General features: G+C 61.6%; 29 protein-coding genes. 22 read left to right on the forward strand and 7 right to left on the reverse strand.

The annotated features are described in order from the left end of the window. Positions 1–29 precede the first annotated feature (29 nt). Positions 30–620 carry a gamma-glutamylcyclotransferase gene (locus IGS58_RS06945; protein ID WP_211551115.1) on the reverse strand — a complete coding sequence of 197 codons (591 nt, stop codon included), beginning with the start codon at positions 618–620 and terminating at the stop codon, positions 30–32. A 61-nt stretch (positions 621–681) separates the two neighbouring features. Beyond that, a complete protein-coding gene (locus tag IGS58_RS06950; RefSeq protein ID WP_070255694.1) occupies positions 682–1,650 on the reverse strand; it encodes a LysR family transcriptional regulator in 969 nt (322 codons plus the stop codon). A gap of 126 nt (positions 1,651–1,776) precedes the next feature. Between IGS58_RS06950 and IGS58_RS06955 the strand changes: the two genes are divergently transcribed. The 15 genes from IGS58_RS06955 to IGS58_RS07025 all read left to right on the forward strand — a co-directional run bounded on the left by IGS58_RS06955 (position 1,777) and on the right by IGS58_RS07025 (position 13,483). Beyond that, positions 1,777–2,310, forward strand: a complete 534-nt coding sequence (locus IGS58_RS06955) for a VOC family protein (protein ID WP_092606169.1) — start codon at positions 1,777–1,779, stop codon at positions 2,308–2,310. A gap of 62 nt (positions 2,311–2,372) precedes the next feature. Further along, positions 2,373–3,395: a fumarylacetoacetate hydrolase family protein gene (locus tag IGS58_RS06960; protein ID WP_230520941.1), complete on the forward strand. Its 1,023-nt coding sequence runs from the start codon at positions 2,373–2,375 to the stop codon at positions 3,393–3,395. Positions 3,396–3,409: 14 nt separating this feature from the next. After that, positions 3,410–4,060, forward strand: a complete 651-nt coding sequence (gene maiA / locus IGS58_RS06965) for a maleylacetoacetate isomerase (protein ID WP_230520942.1) — start codon at positions 3,410–3,412, stop codon at positions 4,058–4,060. A 137-nt stretch (positions 4,061–4,197) separates the two neighbouring features. Further along, positions 4,198–4,977, forward strand: coding sequence for a uracil-DNA glycosylase (locus IGS58_RS06970; protein ID WP_230520943.1), 780 nt, complete (start codon positions 4,198–4,200; stop codon positions 4,975–4,977). Between the two features lie 38 nt (positions 4,978–5,015). Then, positions 5,016–5,567, forward strand: a complete 552-nt coding sequence (locus tag IGS58_RS06975) for an NADAR family protein (RefSeq protein ID WP_230520944.1) — start codon at positions 5,016–5,018, stop codon at positions 5,565–5,567. Between the two features lie 216 nt (positions 5,568–5,783). After that, entirely contained in the window at positions 5,784–6,260 is a 477-nt protein-coding gene (iscR, locus tag IGS58_RS06980) for a Fe-S cluster assembly transcriptional regulator IscR (protein ID WP_034779566.1), read from the forward strand. Positions 6,261–6,300: 40 nt separating this feature from the next. Next, positions 6,301–7,557 (forward strand): IscS subfamily cysteine desulfurase, encoded by a 1,257-nt coding sequence (locus IGS58_RS06985; RefSeq protein WP_034779564.1) that lies wholly within the window; start codon positions 6,301–6,303, stop codon positions 7,555–7,557. Positions 7,558–7,612: 55 nt separating this feature from the next. Beyond that, a complete protein-coding gene (gene iscU, locus IGS58_RS06990; protein WP_034750082.1) occupies positions 7,613–7,999 on the forward strand; it encodes a Fe-S cluster assembly scaffold IscU in 387 nt (128 codons plus the stop codon). A 157-nt stretch (positions 8,000–8,156) separates the two neighbouring features. Next, positions 8,157–8,477 carry an iron-sulfur cluster assembly protein IscA gene (gene iscA / locus IGS58_RS06995; RefSeq protein ID WP_010399774.1) on the forward strand — a complete coding sequence of 107 codons (321 nt, stop codon included), beginning with the start codon at positions 8,157–8,159 and terminating at the stop codon, positions 8,475–8,477. Between the two features lie 66 nt (positions 8,478–8,543). Then, positions 8,544–9,059, forward strand: coding sequence for a Fe-S protein assembly co-chaperone HscB (gene hscB / locus IGS58_RS07000; protein WP_230520945.1), 516 nt, complete (start codon positions 8,544–8,546; stop codon positions 9,057–9,059). Between the two features lie 108 nt (positions 9,060–9,167). Further along, the gene (gene hscA / locus IGS58_RS07005) at positions 9,168–11,048 is read left to right on the forward strand and encodes a Fe-S protein assembly chaperone HscA (protein WP_230520946.1); all 1,881 of its coding nucleotides are present in this window, start codon (positions 9,168–9,170) and stop codon (positions 11,046–11,048) included. A 71-nt stretch (positions 11,049–11,119) separates the two neighbouring features. Next, the gene (gene fdx, locus IGS58_RS07010) at positions 11,120–11,461 is read left to right on the forward strand and encodes an ISC system 2Fe-2S type ferredoxin (protein ID WP_230520947.1); all 342 of its coding nucleotides are present in this window, start codon (positions 11,120–11,122) and stop codon (positions 11,459–11,461) included. Between the two features lies 1 nt (position 11,462). Further along, positions 11,463–11,657, forward strand: coding sequence for a Fe-S cluster assembly protein IscX (gene iscX, locus IGS58_RS07015; protein ID WP_070255671.1), 195 nt, complete (start codon positions 11,463–11,465; stop codon positions 11,655–11,657). Beyond that, positions 11,644–12,561, forward strand: coding sequence for a class I SAM-dependent methyltransferase (locus IGS58_RS07020; RefSeq protein ID WP_442908355.1), 918 nt, complete (start codon positions 11,644–11,646; stop codon positions 12,559–12,561). Before iscX ends, IGS58_RS07020 begins: the two co-directional genes overlap by 14 nt. A gap of 163 nt (positions 12,562–12,724) precedes the next feature. Beyond that, entirely contained in the window at positions 12,725–13,483 is a 759-nt protein-coding gene (locus tag IGS58_RS07025; RefSeq protein ID WP_034779556.1) for an rRNA pseudouridine synthase, read from the forward strand. Here the strand turns inward: IGS58_RS07025 and IGS58_RS07030 are convergent. The 5 genes from IGS58_RS07030 to IGS58_RS07050 all read right to left on the reverse strand — a co-directional run bounded on the left by IGS58_RS07030 (position 13,480) and on the right by IGS58_RS07050 (position 16,223). Next, positions 13,480–13,908, reverse strand: coding sequence for a group III truncated hemoglobin (locus IGS58_RS07030; RefSeq protein WP_230520948.1), 429 nt, complete (start codon positions 13,906–13,908; stop codon positions 13,480–13,482). The two genes, IGS58_RS07025 and IGS58_RS07030, sit on opposite strands and share 4 nt — an antisense overlap. A gap of 63 nt (positions 13,909–13,971) precedes the next feature. Continuing rightward, positions 13,972–14,508 carry an RDD family protein gene (locus IGS58_RS07035; RefSeq protein ID WP_034779554.1) on the reverse strand — a complete coding sequence of 179 codons (537 nt, stop codon included), beginning with the start codon at positions 14,506–14,508 and terminating at the stop codon, positions 13,972–13,974. Continuing rightward, positions 14,498–15,250 (reverse strand): DUF3106 domain-containing protein, encoded by a 753-nt coding sequence (locus IGS58_RS07040; protein ID WP_230520949.1) that lies wholly within the window; start codon positions 15,248–15,250, stop codon positions 14,498–14,500. The genes IGS58_RS07035 and IGS58_RS07040 overlap by 11 nt, the downstream gene beginning before the upstream one ends. Before the next feature lie 2 nt (positions 15,251–15,252). After that, on the reverse strand, positions 15,253–15,657 hold the full coding sequence (locus IGS58_RS07045) for a DUF3619 family protein (RefSeq protein WP_070255648.1): 405 nt from the start codon (positions 15,655–15,657) through the stop codon (positions 15,253–15,255). Further along, a complete protein-coding gene (locus IGS58_RS07050; RefSeq protein ID WP_034779551.1) occupies positions 15,654–16,223 on the reverse strand; it encodes an RNA polymerase sigma factor in 570 nt (189 codons plus the stop codon). The genes IGS58_RS07045 and IGS58_RS07050 overlap by 4 nt, the downstream gene beginning before the upstream one ends. A gap of 497 nt (positions 16,224–16,720) precedes the next feature. On the opposite strand from IGS58_RS07050, the gene IGS58_RS07055 reads away from it, so the two are divergent. The 7 genes from IGS58_RS07055 (at position 16,721) to IGS58_RS07085 (ending at position 23,867) form a co-directional block, all read left to right on the forward strand. Continuing rightward, positions 16,721–18,451 (forward strand): acetolactate synthase 3 catalytic subunit, encoded by a 1,731-nt coding sequence (locus IGS58_RS07055; protein ID WP_052139969.1) that lies wholly within the window; start codon positions 16,721–16,723, stop codon positions 18,449–18,451. Positions 18,452–18,453: 2 nt separating this feature from the next. Next, complete coding sequence (gene ilvN, locus IGS58_RS07060; protein WP_010399754.1) at positions 18,454–18,945, forward strand: acetolactate synthase small subunit; 492 nt, start codon at positions 18,454–18,456, stop codon at positions 18,943–18,945. A gap of 73 nt (positions 18,946–19,018) precedes the next feature. Beyond that, positions 19,019–20,035, forward strand: coding sequence for a ketol-acid reductoisomerase (gene ilvC, locus IGS58_RS07065; RefSeq protein WP_034750044.1), 1,017 nt, complete (start codon positions 19,019–19,021; stop codon positions 20,033–20,035). A gap of 162 nt (positions 20,036–20,197) precedes the next feature. Next, on the forward strand, positions 20,198–20,608 hold the full coding sequence (locus tag IGS58_RS07070) for a hypothetical protein (RefSeq protein ID WP_070255646.1): 411 nt from the start codon (positions 20,198–20,200) through the stop codon (positions 20,606–20,608). A 192-nt stretch (positions 20,609–20,800) separates the two neighbouring features. Next, complete coding sequence (locus IGS58_RS07075; protein ID WP_230520950.1) at positions 20,801–22,039, forward strand: MFS transporter; 1,239 nt, start codon at positions 20,801–20,803, stop codon at positions 22,037–22,039. 206 nt (positions 22,040–22,245) lie between these two features. Then, positions 22,246–23,001 carry an SIMPL domain-containing protein gene (locus IGS58_RS07080; protein ID WP_034779548.1) on the forward strand — a complete coding sequence of 252 codons (756 nt, stop codon included), beginning with the start codon at positions 22,246–22,248 and terminating at the stop codon, positions 22,999–23,001. A gap of 110 nt (positions 23,002–23,111) precedes the next feature. Continuing rightward, positions 23,112–23,867, forward strand: coding sequence for an SIMPL domain-containing protein (locus tag IGS58_RS07085; RefSeq protein WP_070255643.1), 756 nt, complete (start codon positions 23,112–23,114; stop codon positions 23,865–23,867). Positions 23,868–23,906: the final 39 nt, after the last annotated feature.

Genomic DNA, 23,906 nt, shown 5'->3' on the forward strand with positions numbered 1-23,906 from the left:
GTGCTGCCGTGCGGTGCTATGTTGGGACACTATCCTGCCGCGTTATCCTGTGTCTGTGTCTGCATCTGTGCCAGATGTTGCTCGATGGCAAAGACATGGGGATCGCTCTTGCCCAGCTCGCGCAGGGCGCTGGCCAGGTGCAGCAGGTATTCGCTGTTCGGGCCGCTGGGGCCGTTTGAACGGGCGATCTGGCGCGCGATGTCCAGTTCCGGAGCGGCACCGAGGAAGGCGGCGTTTTCCTCGTTGGCGATGTACACCAGGCCTTCGACCTTGCTGCCATCGTCGAAGGTGATCTCGGTGGCTAAACGCAGATAGCCGTTCTTTTCTCGGTGGTCGAGGTGGGCGAAGACCTCGGGCGTGATCAGGTAAGCCATGCCGTCGCACACGGCGCCCGCCTGCGGCACGATGGTAGCGACCCGGCCCGGCGCCATCGGCGTGCCCCGGTGGTCGTGCGAACCTTGCCAGAAGCGCCGCGTCCAGCCGGCGATGCTGGCCGGGCGGCGTTCGATGTAAGGGAAATCGGCCTTGTAGATCAGCGAGCCATAGCCGAACAGCCAGACCTGTGCGTGGCCGTCGAATTTGTTCATGCGCTGGTTGATGGCGATGGTGGCGGCGTCGATGGACGACAGCTCGTTCAGGGCAGCTTGGGTCATGGTGCGGGCGGTATGGAGTGATGCGCCATTATAAAGGGGCGGCGGCCGAACCGTCCGCAGGCAAGGCCACACGTGCTGCGCCGCCGTTCGCCCCCACGTTCCATTCGTGCGTCTCGACGAACTGGAACAGGAAGGCCATGAAGCTTTCGGCCGCCGGCGACAGCGATCGTCCCGTCTTCGTGTAGACGAAAAAGCGCCGCGTCAGTTCCGGCTCGTGCAGGGCGCGCATGTGCAAATTATATAGTTTGACCATCGGTTCCGCGTACGGCAGGCAGACCGTGATGCCCAGATTGGCGCTGACCATGGCCAGCGCCGTCGTCATGAAGGTCACTTCGTTATAGGGATTGAGCGACAGTTCGCGAAACGCGCCGTGCATGTCGCGCAGCAGGCGTTCCGTAAATTGCCCCTGCAGCGAAATGAACGGGTAGTCGCCCACGTCGGCCCAGGTGACGCGCTCTTTCTGCCGCAGCGGATGCTGCTCGGGGTAGACCAGCACGAAGGGCATTTCGAACAGCACTTGCGCGGCGATTTCCGCCGTCGGATCGCGTTCGGGACCGATGCCGAAATCGACTTCGCCGCTGAAGACGCGCGCCGACACGTTTTCCACGGGGCAGTCGACGAGGCGCAACTGCACGTCCGGGTGCGCCTGGCGGTAGGCGGCGATCACTTCCGGCAGCAGGGTGCACGCCATCATCTGCGGCGCGGCAATGCGCACCAGGCCTGTCTTCAGGGCCTTGCGCTGGGCGATGCCAGCCATGGCACCATCGAGGTCTTCGATCATTTTTTCAAACAGCGGATACAGTTCGCGGCCGATTTCGGACAGCTGCGTCTTGCGCGTGCTGCGCTCGACCACGCGCACGCCCAGCACGCTTTCCAGTTCCTTGATCAAGCCGCTCAAGGCGGACTGCGTCACGTGCAGGTATTCGGCGGCCAGGGTAAAACTGCCGGTCTTGGCCAGTGCCACGAAGGCGCGCATCTGCCGCAGGCTGGGACTCATAAGATAATCCGATAAATCAATGGTTAAAAATTGTTTGTATGATAGCTGGAACTCGATTCTAATGGTGAAAAGCTGAAAAACAGGCCAGCCATTGCGCCCAGGGCGCCATTCATTGGAGACAAGCACATGAAGATCAAGCAAATCCACCACGTCGCCTACCGTTGCATCGACGCGAAGAAGACCGTCGAGTGGTACGTCAAGCATTTGAACATGAATTTTGTCCTCGCCATCGCGGAAGACCTGGTGCCGTCGACCAAGGCGCCGGACCCGTACATGCACGTCTTCCTCGACGCGGGCCAGGGCAATGTGCTGGCCTTCTTCGAGCTGCCGACGCAGCCGCCGATGGACCGCGACCGCAATACCCCGGCCTGGGTGCAGCACCTGGCGCTGGAAGTGGGCAGCATGGACGAACTGCTGGCCGCCAAGGAGCGGCTGGTGGCCGGCGGCATCGAGGTGCTCGGTCCCGTGAATCACGCCATCTTCCAGTCGATCTATTTCTTCGACCCCAACGGCCACCGCCTGGAATTGGCGGCCAACGTGGGCACGCCTGAAATGATGGCCAAACTGGACGCCGTCAAATGGGAAATGCTGGAAGAATGGTCGCAGACGCGCCGCGCGCCGAAACACGCCGCCTGGATGCACGCGCCGGCGGAAGCCTGAGCGCGGTAGATTGAATGCTGCAGACCGACACTCTCTGACCAATACACCGAACTAGGAACACCATGAAACTCGCAACCCTGAAAAACGGCAGCCGCGACGGCACCCTGATCCTCGTCAGCCGCGACCTGCGCCAGTACCAGCGCGTGGCCGCCATCGCGCCCACCCTGCAGGCGGCGCTCGACAACTGGGATGCCGTCGCGCCCAAGCTCGAACTTGCGTACGCCGACCTGAATGCAGGCAAGGCGCCGGACGCCCAGCCCTTTGACGCGGCGCTGTGCCACTCGCCGCTGCCGCGCGCCTACCAGTGGGCCGACGGTTCCGCCTATATCAACCACGTGGAACTGGTGCGCAAGGCGCGCAACGCGGAAGTGCCGGCTTCGTTCTACACGGACCCGCTGATGTACCAGGGCGGCTCCGACAGCTTTATCGGTCCGCGCGACCCGATCTTCGCCCTGTCCGAAGAGTGGGGCATCGACCTGGAAGCGGAAGTGGCGGTCATCACGGGCGACGTGGCCATGGGCGCCGGCGTGGACGACGCGGCGAAGGCGATCCGCCTGGTCATGCTGGTCAACGACGTCTCGCTGCGCAACCTGATCCCGGGCGAACTGGCCAAGGGTTTCGGTTTCTTCCAGTCGAAGGCGGCCAGCGCGTTTTCGCCCGTCGCCGTCACGCCCGATGAACTGGGTGCCGACTGGGCGGACAGCAAGCTGCATTTGCCGCTGCTGGTGGACCTGAACGACAAGCCGTTCGGCAAGCCGAATGCGGGCGAAGACATGACCTTCAACTTTGCCCAGCTGGTGGCGCATGCGGCGAAGACGCGCGAACTGGGCGCCGGCAGCATCGTCGGTTCCGGCACCGTGTCGAACAAGCAGGGCAACCTGTTTGGCTCCAGCATCGGGAACGGCGGCGTCGGCTATTGCTGCCTGGCCGAAGTGCGCATGTATGAAACCATCGAACACGGCGCGCCGAAGACGGCGTACCTGAAGTTCGGCGACACGGTGCGCATCGAGATGCGCGACGCGGCCGGTGCCAGCATCTTCGGCAGCATCGAGCAGACCGTGGCCCCGTACGCTGGCCGCGCCTGAGGGGAGGGCGCCCCATGAAGCTGTACACCTATTTCCGCAGTTCGGCCGCCTATCGGGTGCGCATCGCCCTCAATTTGAAGGGCATCGCCTACGACAGCATCGCCGTGCATCTGCTGCAGGACGGCGGCCAGCAACTGCTGCCAGCCTACCGCGCCGTCAACCCGTCGGCGCTGGTGCCGGCCCTCGACGACGACGGCGCCATCCTGACGCAGTCGCTGGCGATGCTGGAATATCTGGACGAGACGCGGCCAGCCGTGCCGCTGCTGCCGGCCGATGCGCTGGGACGCGCCAGGGTGCGTGCGCTGGCGCTGGCCATCGCCTGCGATGCCCATCCGCTGACGAATCTGCGTGTTTTGAAATACCTGAAAAACACCCTGGGGCTGTCGGACGAGGCCAAGCAGGAGTGGTACCGCCACTGGATGGCCGAGGGACTGGCGGCCGTGGAAGCGCTGCTGGCGCAGGGCGACCCGGCCGGCACGGGCCTGTTCTGCCATGGTGGCAGCCCGACGATGGCCGACTGCTGCCTGGTGCCGCAGGTATTCAATGCACAGCGTTTCGCCATCGACCTGGCGCCGTACCCGCGCGTGGCGCGCATTCACGCGCATTGCACCGGCTTGCCTGCGTTTGCCGCCGCGCATCCGTCGCAGCAGCCTGACGCGGAATAAGTTTGATCCGCGTCAAGCCGCGAACCGCCCCGGCCAGCATGCAGGCCGGGGCTTTTTTATGCGTGCTTGATTTTGGGCAGTCAGTACCAGCTTGCCGGTAGGCTACAATTTGCGTTTGCCCAAATACTTCACGCCCCATGACCGCAACAATCGTTCCTGCCAGCATCACCGATGCCCTGTCCCTGGCGCACGCTTCCTGGCGTCCCATCCTGCTGCGCGGCTTGCAGGCCGTGATGGCGGCCGATCCCGCCTACCTGCCGGCGCTGGCCGTCGACGATTACCTGCCGACGCAGGGCCGGCTGTTTGCCGCCTTTGCCTTGCCGCTGGCACAGGTGCGCTACGTGCTGGTGGGCGAGGGGCCGTATCCGCGCGCCGACAGCGCCACAGGCGTGTGCTTCATGGATGGTGCCGTCGGCAGCCTGTGGTCGGCGACGGGCCTGTCGAAGCCCGTCAACCGCGCCACGTCCCTGCGCAACTTCATGAAGATGCTGCTGGTGGCCGATGGCCAGTTGCAGGGTGGCGACACGTCCGGCGTGGCCATGGCGCCCGTGGCGGCCGCCGCGCAGCTGCCGGGCAGCGGCGTGATCCAGACCCTGCCCGACTTGCAGCGCAAGATGACGGAGCAGGGCTTCTTGCTGCTCAACGCGGCGCTGGTGTTCCGTTCCCACGTGCCGCCCGTGCAGGATGCGCGCGGCTGGCTGCCTTTCCTGCAGGTGGTGCTGGAAGCGCTGGCGCAGCAGGGCGGGGCGGCCACGCCGCAGCTGGTGCTGTGGGGCAAGATCGCCGAGCTCATCAAACGCCTGCCGGTGGCCGCATCCTTGCCGCAGGTGACGGCGGAACATCCGTATAATCTGTCCTTTATCGGCAATCGTGACATGCAGGCCTTGTTTGGCCCGATGCAACTATTGCGTGCTTGAGCTTGAATCATCGCCTGTCCGGCGGAAGTGCGGGGAATATGCAAATCAGTAACGTGGAAGAATTGAAGGCGTGGATCGCGGCGGGCGGCGTGCCCGACTATCTGTATTTCTGGGGCCACACGCCGGCGCAGCCGCAGGTGGCCGACAAAAGCTGCTTCAGCCAGTGGTTTCCGTCACCCTTCAGCCTGGCCGGCATGACGTATGCGACGGCCGAGCACTACATGATGGCGCAAAAGGCGGCCCTGTTTGGCGACACGGCCGTCCAGGCGCGCATCGTGGCGGCCGAGCGGCCGTCGGAAGTGAAGAAGCTGGGACGCGAAGTGGCGAACTTTGATGCCAAAGTATGGGAAGCGGCACGTGCCGGCATCGTCTTCGATGGTAATTTTGCCAAGTTCTCGCAAAAGGCCGCGCTGCGCAAGTTCTTGCTGGGCACGGGCGAGCGCGTCATCGTCGAAGCCAGTCCCGTCGACCGCATCTGGGGCGTGGGCCTGGCGTCGGACAATCCGCGCATCCTGGACCCCGCCAGCTGGGACGGCTTGAACCTGCTGGGGTTTGAACTGATGAAGGTGCGTGCCGCCTTACGGGGCTGAGAGCTGACGCCAAGCACGTCCGCGATTTTCCGACTGTTGTTTTCCTGAAGCCGCCGCGCCTGGCGCGGCCGGCCATGCCCCTTCCAGCCCTGTGGTCATCGAGGGGCGCTCTGACAAACCCCGCCGAATTTGTTATACTTGACTAAATCATTCAACTACTCGGGGTTTGAGGAGTTGAAAAACCGCAATATTTTAAACCAGTTGACCAGAGGATGTATGCGTCTGACTACAAAAGGCCGTTTTGCCGTGACAGCGATGATCGATCTTGCCCTGCGCCAGGGCAAGGGACCGGTCACCTTGTCCGGCATCAGCCAGCGCCAGTCGATTTCCCTGTCCTACCTGGAACAGCTGTTCGGCAAGCTGCGCCGGCATGAGATCGTCGAGTCGATCCGCGGTCCCGGCGGCGGCTACAGCTTGGCGCGCCGTGCAGACAAGGTGACGGTGGCCGACATCATCATCGCCGTCGACGAACCGCTGGACGCCACGCAGTGCGGCGGCAAGGAACATTGCCACGGCGCCGATGCGGCCACGGGTGCGCGCTGCATGACGCATGAATTGTGGTCCACACTCAACGAAAAAATGGTCGATTATCTGGATTCTGTGTCCTTGCAGGACCTGGTCGACCAGCAGAGACAAAAGATTGCCGAACAAAGCGTGATGGTGATGCACCGTAACCACGCCGCCCTCGGTTGATAATGACAAAAATACCAGTTGCTGATTGCAGGAGTTATTGATGAACGCCCCAGAAAAAAACGTAGGCCAAGTGCACTTTGAAACCGCACCGCATTTCCCGATCTATATGGATTACTCGGCCACCACGCCGATCGATCCACGCGTCGCCGACAAGATGATTCCGTACCTGCGCGAGCAGTTCGGCAATCCGGCATCGCGCAGCCACATGTATGGCTGGACGGCGGAAAAAGCCGTGGAAGAGGCGCGCGGCTACGTGGCGGCCCTGGTGAACGCCGATCCGCGCGAAATCATCTGGACGTCCGGCGCGACGGAAAGCAACAACCTGGCCATCAAGGGCGCGGCACAGTTCTACAAGACCAAGGGCAAGCACATTATCACCGTCAAGACCGAGCACAAATCGGTGCTGGACACGGTGCGCGAACTGGAACGCATCGGCTTTGAAGCGACCTACCTGGAACCGCAGGACAACGGCCTGATCACCGTCGAGCAGCTGGCCGCGGCCGTGCGCCCGGACACCATCCTCGTGTCGGTCATGCTGGTGAATAACGAAATCGGCGTGATCCAGCCGATCGACGAAATCGGCGTGTTCTGCCGCTCGAAAGGCATCATCTTCCATTGCGACGCTGCGCAAGCGACGGGCAAGGTCGTCATCGACCTGCAAAAGACCAAGGTCGACCTGATGACCTTCACGGCACATAAAACCTACGGCCCGAAAGGCGTGGGCGCCCTGTACGTCTGCCGCAAGCCGCGCGTGCGCCTGGAAGCGCAAATGCACGGTGGCGGCCATGAGCGCGGCCTGCGTTCGGGCACCCTGCCGACGCACCAGATCGTCGGCATGGGCGAAGCGTTCCGCATCGCCAAGGAAGAAATGGACAGCGAAATCGGCCGCATCAAGGCCTTGCGCGACCGCCTGGCCAAGGGCTTGCAAGAGATCGAAGAAGTCTACATCAACGGCGACATGGATCACCGCGTGCCACACAACCTGAACGTGAGCTTCAACTACGTTGAAGGCGAGTCGCTGATCATGGCGATCAAGGATATTGCCGTGTCGTCCGGTTCGGCCTGCACCTCGGCCAGCCTGGAACCATCGTACGTGCTGCGCGCCCTGGGCCGCAGCGACGAACTGGCGCACAGCTCGATCCGCTTCACCATCGGCCGCTTCTCGACCGAGGAAGACATCGACTTCGCCGTGAACCTGCTGAAATCGAAAGTACACAAGCTGCGCGACCTGTCGCCGCTGTGGGACATGTTTAAAGATGGCATCGATATCAATTCGATCCAATGGGCTGCCCACTAACCAACACCCTGGCCCCTGTTGACGGGGCCGGCAAGAATATTTAAGGAGCATCAAAATGGCTTACTCGGACAAAGTACTCGATCACTACGAAAACCCGCGCAACGTGGGCGCTTTCGACAAGGGTGATGAAACCATCGGCACCGGCATGGTAGGCGCGCCTGCCTGCGGCGACGTGATGAAACTGCAGATCAAGGTCGGCGCCGATGGCCTGATTGAAGACGCGAAATTCAAGACCTACGGCTGCGGTTCGGCCATCGCGTCGAGCTCGCTGGTGACCGAATGGGTCAAGGGCAAGACCCTGGACCAGGCACTGGCCATCAAGAACACGCAGATCGCCGAAGAACTGGCCCTGCCGCCAGTGAAGATCCACTGCTCGATCCTGGCGGAAGACGCCATCAAGGCGGCAGTATTGGACTACCAGACCCGCCATCCGGCAGCGTAGAGCGCCTGAGAAAACGCCCATGGCTGCGTTGCATTGCCTTGTCGTACTAGTCGTACTGCCTTCGGCAATGCGCCTTGCCCTGAACGTTTTTCAGGCACTCTAGAATTTGTTGGATTTTGATACCTGTTCCCATGTGGGAACAGGAGCGGAGAAATACATGATCACACTGACCGAAAAAGCGGCGAAACACATCAACCGTTATATCGAACGGCGCGGCAAGGGCATGGGCCTGCGCTTTGGCGTGCGGACCACGGGCTGCTCGGGCCTGGCTTACAAGCTTGAGTATGTCGATGAAGTGGCGGCCGAAGACAGCGTCTTCGAATCGCACGGCGTGAAAGTCTTCGTCGACCCGAAAAGCCTGCCTTACATCGACGGCACGGAGCTCGATTTCGCGCGCGAAGGCTTGAACGAAGGCTTCAAGTTCCACAATCCGAACGAAAAAGACGCCTGCGGCTGCGGCGAGTCCTTCAGGATTTAAACAGCTGGCAAGACCCCGGTCGGTGCGCTGTACCCATCGATTGCGGTACAGCGACCACCGACCATTATGCAAAACCACTTCGAATTATTCCAGTTGCCGGCGCAGTTCTCGCTCGACATGAGCGCGCTCGACGCGGCCTACCGCGACGTGCAGGGCAAGGTCCACCCGGACCGCTTCATCAACGCCAGCAGCGCTGAAAAGCGCGTGGCGATGCAATGGGCCACGCGCGCCAATGAAGCCTATCAAACCCTGAAAAGCCCGCAAAAGCGCGCGCAATACCTGTGCGAACTCAATGGCGTCGACCTGCAGACGGAGTCGAACACGGCCATGCCGGTCAGCTTCCTGATGCAGCAGATGGAATGGCGCGAAGAGCTGGGCGACGCCCGTGCCGGCAAGGATGCCGACGCGCTCGACGCCCTGGACCGCCAGCTGCGCGGCGAACGCAAGGCATTGCTGGCCCAGGTGGCGGCCCAGCTGGACGCGGCCGACTACGCGAATGCCGCGCAAAGCGTGCGCGCCCTGATGTTCCTCGACAAATTCGGCGAGGAAGTGCGTTTTGCCTATGAGGCCATCGAGGCTTGACCAGGCGATCGCTTGACCGGCGTGCCAAGCGCCAGTCTGGCCCGCGACTTATAATGCGCGTCAGGCATCAACTGCATCACGCAAAAAATTAATCGAGGCACGAATACAATGGCACTTCTGCAAATTTCCGAACCAGGCATGTCGACCGCGCCGCACCAGCACCGCCTGGCCGTCGGCATCGACCTTGGCACCACCAATTCCCTGGTCGCCACCGTCCGCAACAGCATCCCCGAGGTGCTCAACGACGAAGACGGGCGCTCCTTGCTGCCCTCCGTCGTGCGCTACCTGCCGAACGGCCACGCCAACATCGGCTACAAGGCCCTGGCTGCGCAAACCACCGACCCGAAGAACACCATCGTTTCCGTGAAACGCTTCATGGGCCGCGGCCTGGCCGACATCGCCTACGCGGAAAACCTGCCCTACGACTTCCAGGATACGCCTGGCATGGTGCAGCTGAAAACCGTGGCCGGCGTGAAAAGCCCCGTCGAAGTGTCGGCGCAAATCCTCGCCACCCTGCGCCAGCGCGCGGAAGATTCGCTCGGCGACGACCTGGTGGGCGCCGTGATCACCGTGCCAGCCTACTTTGACGATGCACAGCGCCAGGCAACCAAGGATGCGGCGCAGCTGGCCGGCATCAACGTGCTGCGCCTGCTGAGCGAGCCGACGGCCGCCGCCATCGCGTATGGCCTCGACAACGCTTCCGAAGGCGTGTACGCCGTGTATGACCTGGGCGGCGGCACCTTCGACATCTCGATCCTGAAACTGAGCAAGGGCGTCTTCGAAGTGCTGTCCACGGGCGGCGACTCGGCCCTGGGCGGCGACGATTTCGACCGCCGCCTGTTCTGCTGGATCAGCGAACATGCCAAGCTGGCGCCGCTGTCGGACGAAGACACGGCCATCCTGATGGTGAAGGCGCGCGAAATCAAGGAAACGCTGTCGACCAAGTCGGAAACGATGATCGATGCGGCCCTGAATTCGGGCGAAGAAATCCACCTGCGCATCACGGCGGCTGACTTTGCCGCCATGACGCAGCACCTGGTGGCCAAGACCATGAACGCCATCAAGAAGGCCCTGCGCGACGCGAACGTGGATGCGGACGACGTCGACGGCGTGGTGATGGTGGGCGGCGCCACGCGCATGCCGCACGTGCAGCGCGCCGTGAGCGAATTCTTCCACACGACGCCGCACGCGAATATCGACCCCGATAAGGTGGTGGCGCTGGGCGCGGCCATCCAGGCGAACTTGCTGGCAGGCAACCGCGCCGCCGGCGACGACTGGCTGTTGCTGGACGTGATCCCGCTGTCGCTGGGCATCGAGACCATGGGCGGGCTGGTGGAAAAGATCATCCCGCGCAATTCGACCATCCCGTGCGCCAGAGCCCAGGAATTCACGACATTCAAGGATGGTCAGACGGCCCTGGCCGTGCACGTGCTGCAGGGCGAGCGCGAACTGGTCAGCGATTGCCGTTCGCTGGCGCGTTTTGAGCTGCGCGGCATTCCGCCGATGGTGGCGGGCGCCGCGCGCATCCGCATCACGTACCAGGTCGATGCGGACGGCTTGCTGTCCGTCTCGGCGCGCGAACTGCGCTCGGGCGTGGAAGCGTCGATCAGCGTCAAGCCGGCGTATGGCCTGGGCGACGACGACATCGCCCGCATGCTGCAGGATTCGTACACATCGGCCGACGTCGACATGGTGGCGCGCGCCTTGCGCGAAGAGCAGGTGGAAGCGGAACGTATCCTGCTGGCCACGCAGTCGGCGCTGGACGAAGACGGCGGCTTGCTCGATGACGCCGAACGCGTCACCGTGGATGGCTTGATGCACAAGGTGCGTGATGCTATTGCGCAATCGCAAAGCGGCGCCATCGACCACCAGGCCTTGAAGCTGGCGATCGAGGCGCTCGCCGACGGCACCGAGGATTTCGCCTCGCGCCGCATGGACCGCAGCGTGCGCACGGCCTTGACGGGTAAATCGCTCGACCAGGTCGTTTAACAAAAATTGAACAGCGCGCCGCAGGCACTCGCCGCGGCCGCGCCCCGAATGACAGACTGAAAGAAGACACCATGCCACAAATCGTTATCCTGCCGCACGCCAAGCTTTGCCCGGACGGCGCCGTCATCGAAGCACCGGCCGGCAAGTCCATCTGCGACATCCTGCTGGAAAACGACATCGACATCGAGCACGCCTGCGAAAAATCGTGCGCCTGCACCACTTGCCACGTGCTGGTGCGCGAAGGCATCGAATCCCTGAACGAAGCGACGGAACTGGAAGAAGACATGCTGGACAAGGCCTGGGGCCTGGAAGCCGTGTCGCGGCTGTCGTGCCAGTCCATCGTGGCCGCGGCCGACCTCGTCGTCGAAATCCCGAAATACACGATCAACCAGGTCAGCGAAGGCAGCCACTAACATGAAATGGTCCGACATTCACGTGATCGCCGAGGCTTTGTTCGACGCGCATCCGGACATCGATCCCCTGACCGTGCGCTTCACCGACCTGCACAACTGGGTGGTGGAACTGGACGGCTTCGACGATGACCACACGCGCGGCGGCGAAAAAGTGCTCGAAGCGATACAGATGGCGTGGATCGATGAAGCGCGCTAAGGCCGCGGCGCCCGCCGCCACCGCAGCCGCTGTGCCGAAAGACGTCATCACGGCCGCCAGCAACATGCCCGAGATCAAGGATGGCCAGTCGGTCGCCTTGTTGCAGGAATTGCACATCCTGACGCGCGACGGCAAGATGAACCAGGACAGCCGCCGCAAGTTGAAACAGGTGTACCACCTGACGCAGTTCATCGAGCCGCTGCTGCGCGAAGTGCAGCTCGATCATCCTGGCGTCTCGCTGGTCGACCACGGCGCCGGCAAGTCCTACCTGGGCTTCATCCTGTACGACCTGTTCTTCAAGAACGGCAACGACGGTTCGCACATCTACGGCATCGAGACGCGCGAAGAGCTGGTGCAGCGTTCGCAGGAGCTGGCGAAGAAATTCAAGTTCCCCGGCATGTCGTTTTTACCGCTGTCCGTGGCCGAATCGACGGAATCGACCTTGCTGCCGCAGCAGATCGACATCGTCACGGCCTTGCACGCATGCAACACTGCTACCGACGACGCCATCCACTTCGCCTTGAAGAAAAAGGCGAAGTTCATGGTGCTGGTGCCATGTTGCCAGGCGGAAGTCGCTTCCGTGTTGAAGAAGAACAAGGGCAAGAGCCTGGGCAAGAGTGTCTTGACGGAATTGTGGCGCCACCCGCTGCACACGCGCGAGTTCGGCAGCCAGATCACCAACGTGCTGCGCTGCCTGCAGCTGGAAGCGCATGGCTACCAGGTCAGCGTGACGGAACTGGTGGGCTGGGAGCATTCGATGAAGAATGAACTGATCATCGCCAGTTACAAGAACTTGCCGCGCCAGCGCCCGACGGAGCGTCTGCAGGAAGTGCTGCAAACGCTGGGTCTGGAAGAGATGGGGCACCGTTTCTTTGCCGAGGAATTGGCCAAGGCCACGGCCTGATTGTTGGATTACGCGGCAAGCCGCTGATCCAACCTGCCTGATGCACTACGTAGGTCGGATTAGCGCAGCGTAATCCGACAACCACCTGCGCAATCAACAAGAGGGGAGGAGCGGGTCGGTTACAATACCGGCTTTCTCCTCCTCTTGCTTTTTGCGCCTCCCCATGACCACACCTATTGAAATGCCCACCGTCCGCCTGGCCAAGCGCCTGTCTGAAGACGTGCCCTGTTCGCGCCGCGAGGCCGAGCTGTATATCGAGGGCGGCTGGGTGACGGTCGATGGCGTGCTGGTGGAAGAGTCGGGCGCGCGCGTGGCCGACAATCAGACGGTGGTGCTGCTGCCGAATGCTACCCTGGAAGAAATGCCGCCCGTGACGATCTTGCTGCACAAGCCGGCCGGCATCAATGGCGGCGTGGGCGCGGAAGGCAAGCCAGCCTTGAGCTGCCTGCGTCCCGAAGAAATTTTCACGCCGGAAAATGTGGCGCCCAGCTCTGTCACGCGCTTCCTCAAGCGCCACCTGATTGGCCTGACCATCACCAATCCGCTCGAGACCATGGCGTCCGGCCTGCTGGTGTTTACGCAGGATTTCCGCGTGGCCCGCAAGCTGGTCGACGAAGCGAAAACGGTGGAGCAGGAATTCATCGTGGAAGTGTCGGGCGCCATCGCCGAGAATGGCCTGGCGCTGCTCAATCACGGCTTGCCCTTCAATGGCAAGCCTTTGCCGCCGATCAAGGTCAGCTGGCAGAACGAAACGCGCTTGCGCTTCGCCCTGAAAAACGTGCAGCCGGGCCAGATCGCCCATATGTGCAAGATGGTGGGACTGGACGTCGTCGCCATGAAACGGCTGCGCATCGGCCGCATTTCGATGGGCGCCATGCCGTCAGGTCAGTGGCGCTACCTGCAGGGTTACGAGAGGTTCTAAAGCTGCGGCGCCGTGATGGCGTGGTTTTCCGCAAAGCTTTTCCATAGCCGTTCGGCAATATTCAAGGCGATGGTATCGGCCTTCTCTTGCAGGGCCGCATTGCCCATGCTCTCGGTCGTGGCGAAGAACAGGGTCAGCCAGCGGCGGAACATGCAGGGAGTCAAATTTTCCATTTGCGCGTGCTGGGCCAGAGGCTTGCCGTGGTAGCGCATGGTGCCGCGCAGCAAGCCTGACCAGAAATCGATCAATGTTGCCAGATGGGCATCCCAATCCTTGACCTCGGCGGCAAAGATGGGACCCAGCATGACGTCGTCGCGCGCGGCCGCATAAAAGGTGTGGACGAGATGCTTGACTTCGTCTTCGCTGCAGACTTCCTCGCGGTAGGGGGCGAAGCGTGTGTGGGGGAGGGGGGCGGTATTATTCATGGCATGCCATGATCGCAGAGCCCCCGTGGCGCTTCAATGACCCAGGTCAAGCCGCGCAAAAACTCAGGCGGCGACTTTCTTCGACTTCTTTGCGGGGGCCGGCAATTGGACGATCTGCGTGCCTACCAACTTGTCGTGCAGGAATTGCCCATTGCCCGTGAACAGGGCCGTGCTTGACCAGGCCAGGATGCCGATGCCGATGGCACCCAGGGCAGTCCAGTGCTGCAAGTCGAAGGCATACGCCGCCACGAGCGCTGGCAGCAGCCACATCCATGACAGGACGTAACGGTACGCGGCCACGCGCAGTGGCACGTGGGCATGGCCCGGCAGTACCAGTTGCAAACGCCACGTCTTCATGGCCAGGGTTTGCCCTTCGCGGCTCCATTGATGGATGAAATACGCGCCCATGACGAGGAAGGCCAGGCATTGGCGCATGTGTTCCGTCAGCGGCGTATGCGCGCCCTGCACGGCCAGTTCAAACAGCAGGAAGGGCAGGAACAGCACGGCCAGGGCCAGCAGCGACTCGTACACCATGGAAATCAGGCGACGCTTGATCGTGGGATGGGAAGTGATGCTGGCGGCAGGCGTGCTATTTGACATTGGTTGGCAGTGGGGCAGGCGTGGTAGGTGGCGTGACTGGCACGGCGGCAGGGTCGCTTGCCGGCACTGCCGGCGCTGCGGGAGCGGGCGGCAGGACGGGCGCGGCGGCGGCAGGCGCTGCCGGCGTGGCGGGCGCCATGAGCACGGGCGGCTTGCTCGTGTTGGAATTGATCGCGGGCACTTTGCCCAGCGGTTTTTTCGGCACGAGTTCCGTCGCCAGCTTTTTCTTTTGATCTTCCGGCAATTGCTGGTACTGCTCCCATTGCGCGGTTTTTTGACCCGGATCAATCTTCTTCGTGCGCGTATAGTTTTCGCGCACGAGGCGGCGCTGTTCCGGCGTCAGCTTGACCCATTCGCGCATGCGCTCATGCACGCGGGTTTGCTCGTCCGGCGTCATGGAAGCAAAACGGCTGGCGATATCGAGCCATTTCTGCTTGCGCAAGGCTTCCAGCTTGTTCCATTCGCCCGCCAGCGGCTGCAGGGCTTCCTGCTGCGCGCGTGACAGCTTGCTCCAGGACGGGTTATCGCCGGCCTTCGGCGTGCCGCCTTTGCCTGCCGTGCGGGGGGAGCCGGGCTTGACGGCCGGGGCTGGGGGCGCCACCACCACGGGCGCGGCCGCCACGGGAGGGGCGACGGGAGCGGCATGTTGCTGCGCGCCTACCCAGGCGGCGCCAGCGAGGGCGCAGGCACCCAGGCCGATGCCGCCAGCCAGCCAGCCTTTGCGTACGCTCGAGCGTGCCATGTTTATTGCTCGCGTTTCGTCAGGTAGGCGTTGAAGCCATGGTCCATGTAGGCGGAGAGCGGCAGTTCGTCCGACAGCACGGCGGCGTCGATTTCTGCCAGTTCGGCAATATGTTGTTCCTGCTCAAACTGATAGATGCCCACCAGGCCGCCGACCAGCAGCAGCAGGGGGATGATGACGCTCATGCGACCCAGCCACGACAGCGGTTCGACAAACAGGCTGCTGGCCGCGCCGGCGAACACATTCTGACGCACGGTGACGGCGGCGGGCGCGTCCGCCTTCTTGCGCGACAGGGCCAGTTTGCGTGCCGCTGCCAGGCGATCGGTGGCCGATGCGGGCAGGTCGTCGAGTTTTTCGTTCAGTGCATGGCGCACTTTGTAAGCGAAATTGAGATCGTCGGTGTTCATAATTTAATTCCCTTGGCTTTCAGCGATTCGGCGAGCGTGTGGGTAGCTCTAGAGCAATGTGTTTTCACGCTACCTTCGGAGCAACCCATCGCTTCCGCTGTTTCAGCCACATCCATGTCCTGCCAATAACGCATGAGGAAGGCTTCGCGTTGACGTGAGGGCAGTTTTTGTACCTCTGCATCAATCAAATCAAGGATTTGCGCGCGTTCGACCTGGTCGGCCGAGGATTCGGCGGCGCTGGAGCCCTGTTCCGATTCATAAGTATCAAGTATATCAAAATCCTCATGCTCGTCGCCCGAGGGCTTCATGCCGGAGAAGAGGCTGACCCAGGTGTTGCGCACTTTTTCGCGGCGGAAATAGTCGAGTATGGTGTTTTGCAAGATGCGTTGGAACAACATCGGCAGCTCGGCGGCCGGCTTGTCGCCGTACTTTTCGGCCAGCTTGATCATGGCGTCCTGCACGATGTCGAGTGCCGATTCTTCCTTGCGGACCGCGTAGGCGGCCTGCTTGAAAGCGCGCCGCTCGACATTTTCTAGAAAGTCGGATAATTCTTTGTCTGTTGCCATGCGGTATGGGGCGAGCTAACGGCTGCGTGTGCTGTGGGCGGAGAGGAGGCGGGACTGCTTTTCGTAAACTGAGCGCATGCTAGCAAAAAATGTGCGTTTCCGCATGGTTTTTGCATATCGGGTGAGCAAAAAGGCAGCAGCGCTGACATTTTCCTTGACCATAATGGTGCAACGCGATAACGTATGGGACGCTTTGAACACCCCAAAGCCCTATGGTCAGGTCGCGACCGGCACACAAGGCCATCCGCGGCAAGACGCGCTTTCATTTGTAGGCAGTTTGTTCTAACCCGCGCCACAAGCGCGAGCGGTTCGTACAGGCGCCACAGAAACTCCGGCCAAACGAGTTGCGTTAAGCGTTGTTTTGTAAGGTATCTATGGGTGCCCAAAGAAATGTCGTGACCGCATGAAAAGGGAAGCAGGAGCACTGTCGCGCACGGCGAACTTCGTCAGGAAAGAACATCCGATCAATCTCCAATGGACCTTGAAAGGAATGTTTCATGAATACCGAAGCAGCAGCAGGACCAATTACCGGCGCAGAAATTGTCGTGCGCTGTCTGGCTGAAGAGGGCGTCGAGCACGTCTTTGGATACCCGGGCGGAGCCGTACTCTACATCTACGACGCCATCTTCCAGCAAAACAAATTCCAGCATATCCTGGTACGCCACGAGCAGGCCGCGATCCACGCCGCCGATGCCTATTCGCGCAGCTCGAACAAGGTCGGTGTCGCCATCGTCACGTCCGGTCCGGGCGTCACGAATGCCGTCACGGGCTTGTCCACCGCGTACATGGACTCGATTCCCATGGTCGTGATCTCCGGCCAGGTGCCGAGCCACGCCATCGGGCAGGATGCGTTCCAGGAATGCGACACGGTCGGCATCACCCGCCCCGTTGTCAAGCACAACTTCCTCGTCAAGGACGTCAAGGACCTGGCAGCGACGATCAAGAAAGCTTTCTTCATCGCCCGTACCGGCCGTCCGGGACCCGTGCTGGTCGATATCCCGAAGGATATCAGCATGCACAAATGCCATTTCGACTATCCGAAGGAAGTCGAGATGCGTTCCTACCGTCCCGTCGACAAGGGCCATTCCGGCCAGATCCGCAAGGCCGTGCAATTGCTGCTGCAAGCGGAACGTCCGATGATCTACACGGGCGGCGGCGTGATCCTGGCAAATGCCTCGGCCGAGCTGAACAAGCTGGTCGACCGCCTGGGTTTCCCGTGCACCAACACCTTGATGGGCCTGGGCGGCTACCGCGCCTCGAGCGAGCAGTATGTCGGCATGCCTGGCATGCACGGCACCTATGAAGCGAACATGGCGATGCAGAACTGCGACGTCCTGATCGCCATCGGCGCCCGTTTCGATGACCGCGTGATCGGCAACCCGAAACATTTCGCTTCGCATCCGCGCAAGATCATCCACGTGGACATCGATCCATCGTCGATTTCCAAGCGCGTCAAGGTCGATATTCCCATCGTCGGCAACGTCAAGGATGTGCTGATCGAATTCCTGGCGCAACTGGACGCGGCCGAAGCCAAGCCGAACGTCAATGCATTGAGCAACTGGTGGAAGCAGATCGCCGAATGGCGTGGCCGCGAATGCCTGAAATACCCGACCTCCGACCTGGTCATCAAGCCGCAAGCGGTGGTGGAAAAGGTATTCCAGATCACCAAGGGCGACGCCTTCATCACGTCCGACGTGGGCCAGCACCAGATGTGGGCTGCGCAATATTATGGCTTCGACAAGCCGCGCCGCTGGATCAATTCCGGCGGCCTGGGCACCATGGGCGTCGGCTTGCCGTATGCCATGGGCGTGCAGATGGCCAATCCGGATGCCACCGTTGCCTGTATTACCGGCGAAGGTTCGATCCAGATGTGCATCCAAGAATTGGCGACGTGCAAGCAGTATCACTTGACGCCGAAGATCATCATGCTCAACAACCGTTTCCTCGGCATGGTGCGCCAGTGGCAGGAAATCGATTACGGTTCGCGCTATTCCGAGTCGTACATGGATTCGCTGCCCGACTTCGAGAAGCTGGCTGAAGCCTACGGACACGTGGGCATGAGAATTGAAAAACCGGGCGACGTCGACGGCGCCCTGAAAGAGGCGTTTGGCATGAAAGACAGGCTGGTATTCATGAACTTCATTACTGACCAGTCCGAAAACGTGTGGCCCATGGTGAAAGCCGGCAAAGGCCTGTCCGAAATGATGCTCGGCTCGGAGGACCTCTAATCATGCGCCATATTATTTCTGTCTTGCTGGAAAACGAAGCGGGCGCCCTGTCGCGCGTGGTGGGCCTGTTCTCGGCACGCGGCTACAACATCGAAACATTGACGGTGGCGCCGACGGAAGACTCGACCCTGTCGCGCATGACCATCGTCACCAGCGGCTCGGACGACATCATCGAGCAGATCACCAAGCACCTGAACCGCCTGATCGAAGTGGTGAAGGTGGTGGACCTGACCGAAGGCCAGCATATCGAACGCGAGTTGATGCTGATCAAGGTTCGTGCCGTGGGCAAGGAGCGCGAGGAAATGAAGCGCACCGCCGATATCTTCCGTGGCCGCATCATCGATGTCACCGAAAAGACGTACACGATCGAACTGACCGGCAACAAGGTCAAGCTCGACGCGTTCATCGATTCGATCGACCGCGCCGCCATCCTGGAAACCGTCCGTACGGGTGGTTCCGGTATCGGCCGCGGCGAACGCATCCTCAAAGTATAAAAGACAAGCAGCACTACGCGGCCCTGGCGCCGCATTTAAAACAACAACGCATCATCAAATTATAGGAAATACCATGAAAGTTTTTTACGACAAAGACGCTGACCTCTCCTTGATCAAAGGCAAAAACGTTGCCATCATCGGCTACGGTTCGCAAGGCCATGCACACGCACAAAACCTGAACGATTCGGGCGTCAACGTCACCGTCGGCCTGCGCAAGGGCGGCGCTTCGTGGACCAAGGTCGAGCAAGCGGGCCTGAAAGTAGCGGAAGTCAACGACGCCGTGAAAGCAGCCGACGTCATCATGATCCTGTTGCCGGATGAAAACATCGCCCAGGTCTACAACGAAAACATCGCCCCGTTCGCCAAGCAAGGCGCCGTCCTGGCCTTCGCCCACGGCTTCAACGTGCATTACGGCCAAGTCGTGCCACGCGCCGACCTGGACGTGATCATGGTCGCGCCGAAAGCCCCGGGCCACACCGTGCGCGCCACCTACACCCAGGGCGGCGGCGTGCCCCACCTGATCGCCGTGTACCAGGACAAATCGGGCATCGCCCGCGATATCGCCCTGTCGTACGCCTCGGCCAACGGCGGCGGCCGTGCCGGCATCATCGAAACGAACTTCCGCGAAGAAACTGAAACGGACTTGTTCGGCGAACAAGCCGTGCTGTGCGGCGGCGCCGTGGAACTGATCAAGGCCGGCTTCGAGACCCTGACGGAAGCTGGTTACGCGCCTGAAATGGCCTACTTCGAGTGCTTGCACGAACTGAAGCTGATCGTCGACCTGATCTATGAAGGCGGCATCGCCAACATGAATTACTCGATCTCGAACAACGCCGAATACGGCGAATACGTGACGGGTCCCAAGGTCGTGACCTCGGCCACCAAAGATGCGATGCGTCAATGCCTGAAAGACATTCAAACGGGCGAATACGCGAAGAGCTTCATCCTGGAAAACAAGGCAGGCGCACCGACCCTGATCTCGCGCCGCCGCCTGACGTCTGAGCACCAGATCGAAGAAGTGGGCGCGAAACTGCGCGCCATGATGCCTTGGATCGCCAAGAACAAGATGGTTGACCAGTCGAAGAACTAAGCAGCTATCGTAGCAACTATCGTTCCTCACAAGAAGCCGGCGCAAGCCGGCTTTTTTTGTGCGCCGGCGCCTGGCAGGCAACATCCGTTACAATCAGGCCCATTCAACAATACCGTCAGCACCATGCTTGTTTTTTCTAAAGTTTTTATCGGTAATCTTCATGTGGTCAAGCGCCCCGTCTCGGTTGCCATCAGCTGCTGGTTTCTGGTCATCGGCTCGCTGTCAGCGCTGGTGTCGGCTTACCTCGGCCGCGACGATCCCGCCATGCTGGCCGGAATGGGGGACAGCGTGATTCCCGCCGGGGTGCAATACGCGATGTTGCTCTTCAGCCAGGGCATTACCCTGGTGGCAGCGCTGGCCATGCTGCAAAGGCAGCGTGGCGCGCGCACTGTGTATCTGGTGTGGGGCGTGATCGACATTGCATTCTGCCTGGCGACCGTGCCGCTGAAGATGAACGTCTTGCCTGGCGCGCTGACGTTCGCCGTCATCTGCGCCTTCCTGTACAGTCCGAAATCGAATGCCTGGTTTTCGCCGCGCAAGGCGGCCAATGATGCCTGCATGACGCCAGCTTGAGCACTGCCGGTTCAAGCACGGCTGTCTTGGCGCGCACGCTTTTCGCCCGCCTCCTATATAATTCCGCCCTTCCTTTGCAGTTTCCCATGGACTGCATCTGTTTCGGTATCTGCCGACCGCAACGCGCATCACCGCTTTTGTAGCACGCCAGGCGCTAATTGATCAGCCGCTTGCGCAACCTGAAGGACCCCTATGACCGACCGCATTACCGCCACAGTACCCATGCCGGGCGCTGCAGAATCCTCCGTTTCCGAACGGCTTCCCGTCCTGGCCTTGCTGGCCCTGGCCATGACGGCGTTTCTCGCCCTCCTGTCGGAAACCTTGCCGGCCGGCTTGCTGCCGCAGATTGCCCGGGACCTGAATATTTCCGAAGTCATGACGGGCCAGCTGGTGACCGTCTACGCCATCGGTTCCATCCTGACGGCCATTCCCCTGACGGCCCTGACGAGCGGCTGGCGCCGGCGCAATGTCTTGCTGCTGGCCATCATTGGCTTTTTGATCTTCAATACGGCGACGGCCCTGTCGCCCAACTATATGGTCGCCCTGGCCTCGCGCTTCGTCACCGGCATGGCCGCTGGCCTGGCCTGGGGCTTGATGGCCGGCTACGCGCGCCGCATGGTCAGCGTCGAACAGCAGGGCAGGGCGATGGCCATTGCCATGATCGGCACGCCGCTGGCCCTGTCGTTGGGCGTGCCGCTGAGCACCCTGATGGGTGGCGTGCTGGGCTGGCGCAGCATCTTCGGCATCATGTCCGGCATGGCCGTGGTGCTGGTCGCGTGGGTGTTGCTGGCCGTGCCCGATTATCCGGGGCAAAAGAATGGCGAACGCCTGTCGATCCGTCAGGTGTTCATGACGCCGGGCGTGCGGCCGATCTTGGCCGTCATCGTCGCCTGGATGCTGGCGCATAACATTCTATATACCTACATCGCGCCGTTCCTGGCGCCGTCAGGCTTGCGCCCCCGCGTCGACCTGGTGCTGCTTGTGTATGGCGTGGGCTCGCTGGCCGGCATCTGGCTGGTCAGCCAGCTGATCGACCGCTGGCTGCGCCCGCTCGTGCTTGGCTGCATCGCCGCGTTTGCCCTCGTGATGGTGGCGCTGGGCCTGGCGATGGACTCCCCGATCGTCATCTATGTCAGCATGGCCATCTGGGGCATCACCTTTGGCGGCGCCGGCACCTTGCTGCAGACGGCGTCGGCGGACGCGGCTGGCGACGGCATGGATGTGGCGCAGGCTATGGTGGCGACCATCTGGAACGTGGCCATCGCGGGCGGCGGCCTGGCGGGCGGCATGCTGCTCGACGGCTATGGCGCGGCGTCGTTCCCGTGGGCCATGCTGGCCTTGCTGATGGTGGCACTGACCATCGCCTGGCGCGCGCACCGGCATAGTTTCAAGCCGGGCCGGCGCAGCGGCGGCGCAGTGCACGGTCACTAAGAACACTGTTATTTTGAATGTCGCTGTGTTGAAATGTGAGCAGATGTGACTGGCAAGCACATTTTGTGACGATTTGTTAATTTGCGCCACAGGAATGAATGAGGCGTTAGAATCTACACAGTTTGACAAGTTTCTCAGGCGAAAGGGATGGCAAAAGCGTCCCCTTCGCTGGCTGTCAGCCATATTAACTACCTAGGAGTACCCCCATGACCGTGATGAAATCCGTCCTTGTTGCCGCCGCCGCCACCGTTGCCCTGAGCGCACAAGCCCAATCCCTGCCGACCAACGGCACCCTGGTGGTCGTACCCGCGTTTGGCGAAGTCAAGCATGTCAATGACCAGGTGGTCGCTACCCTGGCCGTCGAAGAACAGGACAAGGACAAGGCTGCCGCCGCGTCGAGAGTCAACCAGAAGATGAACAAGGGTATCGCCATCGTCAAGCAGGCCGATCCGTCGGCAGCATTGAAATCGTACGGCTACTACACCTATCCCGTGTATCCGGAAGAGCGTCCATTGCCGGCTGGCGCCGTTGCCAAGCCGCGCCTGCCAACGGCCTGGCGCGTGGGCCAGTACCTGGAAGTGACGACGGCCAACCTGGCGTCCCTGCCAAAAACCGTGTCGGCGGCGCAAGGCGTGCTGACCCTGAATGGCTTGAATTTCGGCCTGAAGCCGGAAACCATCCGCCTGCTGGATGACCAGCGCATCGCCGCCACGTATAAAAACCTGAACGAGCGCGTGGCCGCCATCGCCAAGGCCATGGGCCGCAACGTTTCCGACGCCGTGCTCGATACGGTGGACTTCGAAGGTTCGGGCAACTATGTCACCGAAAACCGTGCTGCCGCCGCGCCGATGATGATGCGCAGCGCCAAGATGGCTGAAGACAGCACCGTTGCCGAACCGAGCTTCGAGCCGGGCGAAACGACGCTCGACATGCGCGTCGTCGGCAAGGTCAAGTTCAAGTAAGCTCAAGTAAGCTGAGTCGCGCGGAAATGCTTCCGCGTTAGCATGTTGTAAAGATCATGGGGCTGCTGGCCCCATGGTCGTTTTTGCCCCATTATTTCCAGGAGAACACTATGACCGTCATGAAAGCTATGCTGGCCGCCGCCGCCGCTACCGTTGCCCTGAGCGCACAAGCCCAGGCCCTGCCCACCTCCGGCACCCTCGTGGTGGTGCCCGCCAACGGCGAAGTGGTGCATGCGAATGACCAGGTGACCGTCACCCTGGCCATCGAAGAGCAGGACAAGGACAAGGCCGCCGCCGCCTCGCGCGTGAACCAGAAGATGAACCAGGGCGCGGCCATCGTCAAGAAAGCCGACCCGCAAGCCGTGCTGAAGACCCAGGGCTACTACACGTATGCCGTGTATCCGGAAACGGCGCCCTTGCCGCCGGGCGCCGCCGCCAAGCCGCGTGTGCCGACCGGCTGGCGAGTGGGCCAGTATCTGCAGGTAACGACGACCAACCTGGCCGCCTTGCCGAAAACCGTGTCCGCGGCGCAAGGCGTGCTGACCCTGAACCGCTTGAATTTCGGCCTGGCGCCGGCCACCATCCGCAAGCTCGATGACCAGCGCATCGCGGCCGCGTACAAGAACTTGAACGAGCGCGTGGCCGCCATCGCCGGCGCCATGGGTCGCAATGTCAATGATGCCGTGATCGATACCATCGATTTCGAAGGTTCGGGCAATTACGCCCAGCGCGTCAGCGTGGCCGGCGCGCGCAACATGAGCGCCGATGCCATGGGCTATGGCGGCAACCAGGTGGCCGAACCGAGCTTCGAAGCGGGCGAAACGACCCTGAACATGGGCCTGGTGGCGAAGATCAAGTTCAAATAGGATAGTATCGGCGTCAATATTGCCAGCTTGACGCCGCCG

The sequence above is a fragment of the Janthinobacterium sp. EB271-G4-7A genome, from assembly GCF_020858075.1.
In the GTDB taxonomy this organism is placed as follows: domain Bacteria; phylum Pseudomonadota; class Gammaproteobacteria; order Burkholderiales; family Burkholderiaceae_D; genus Janthinobacterium; species Janthinobacterium lividum.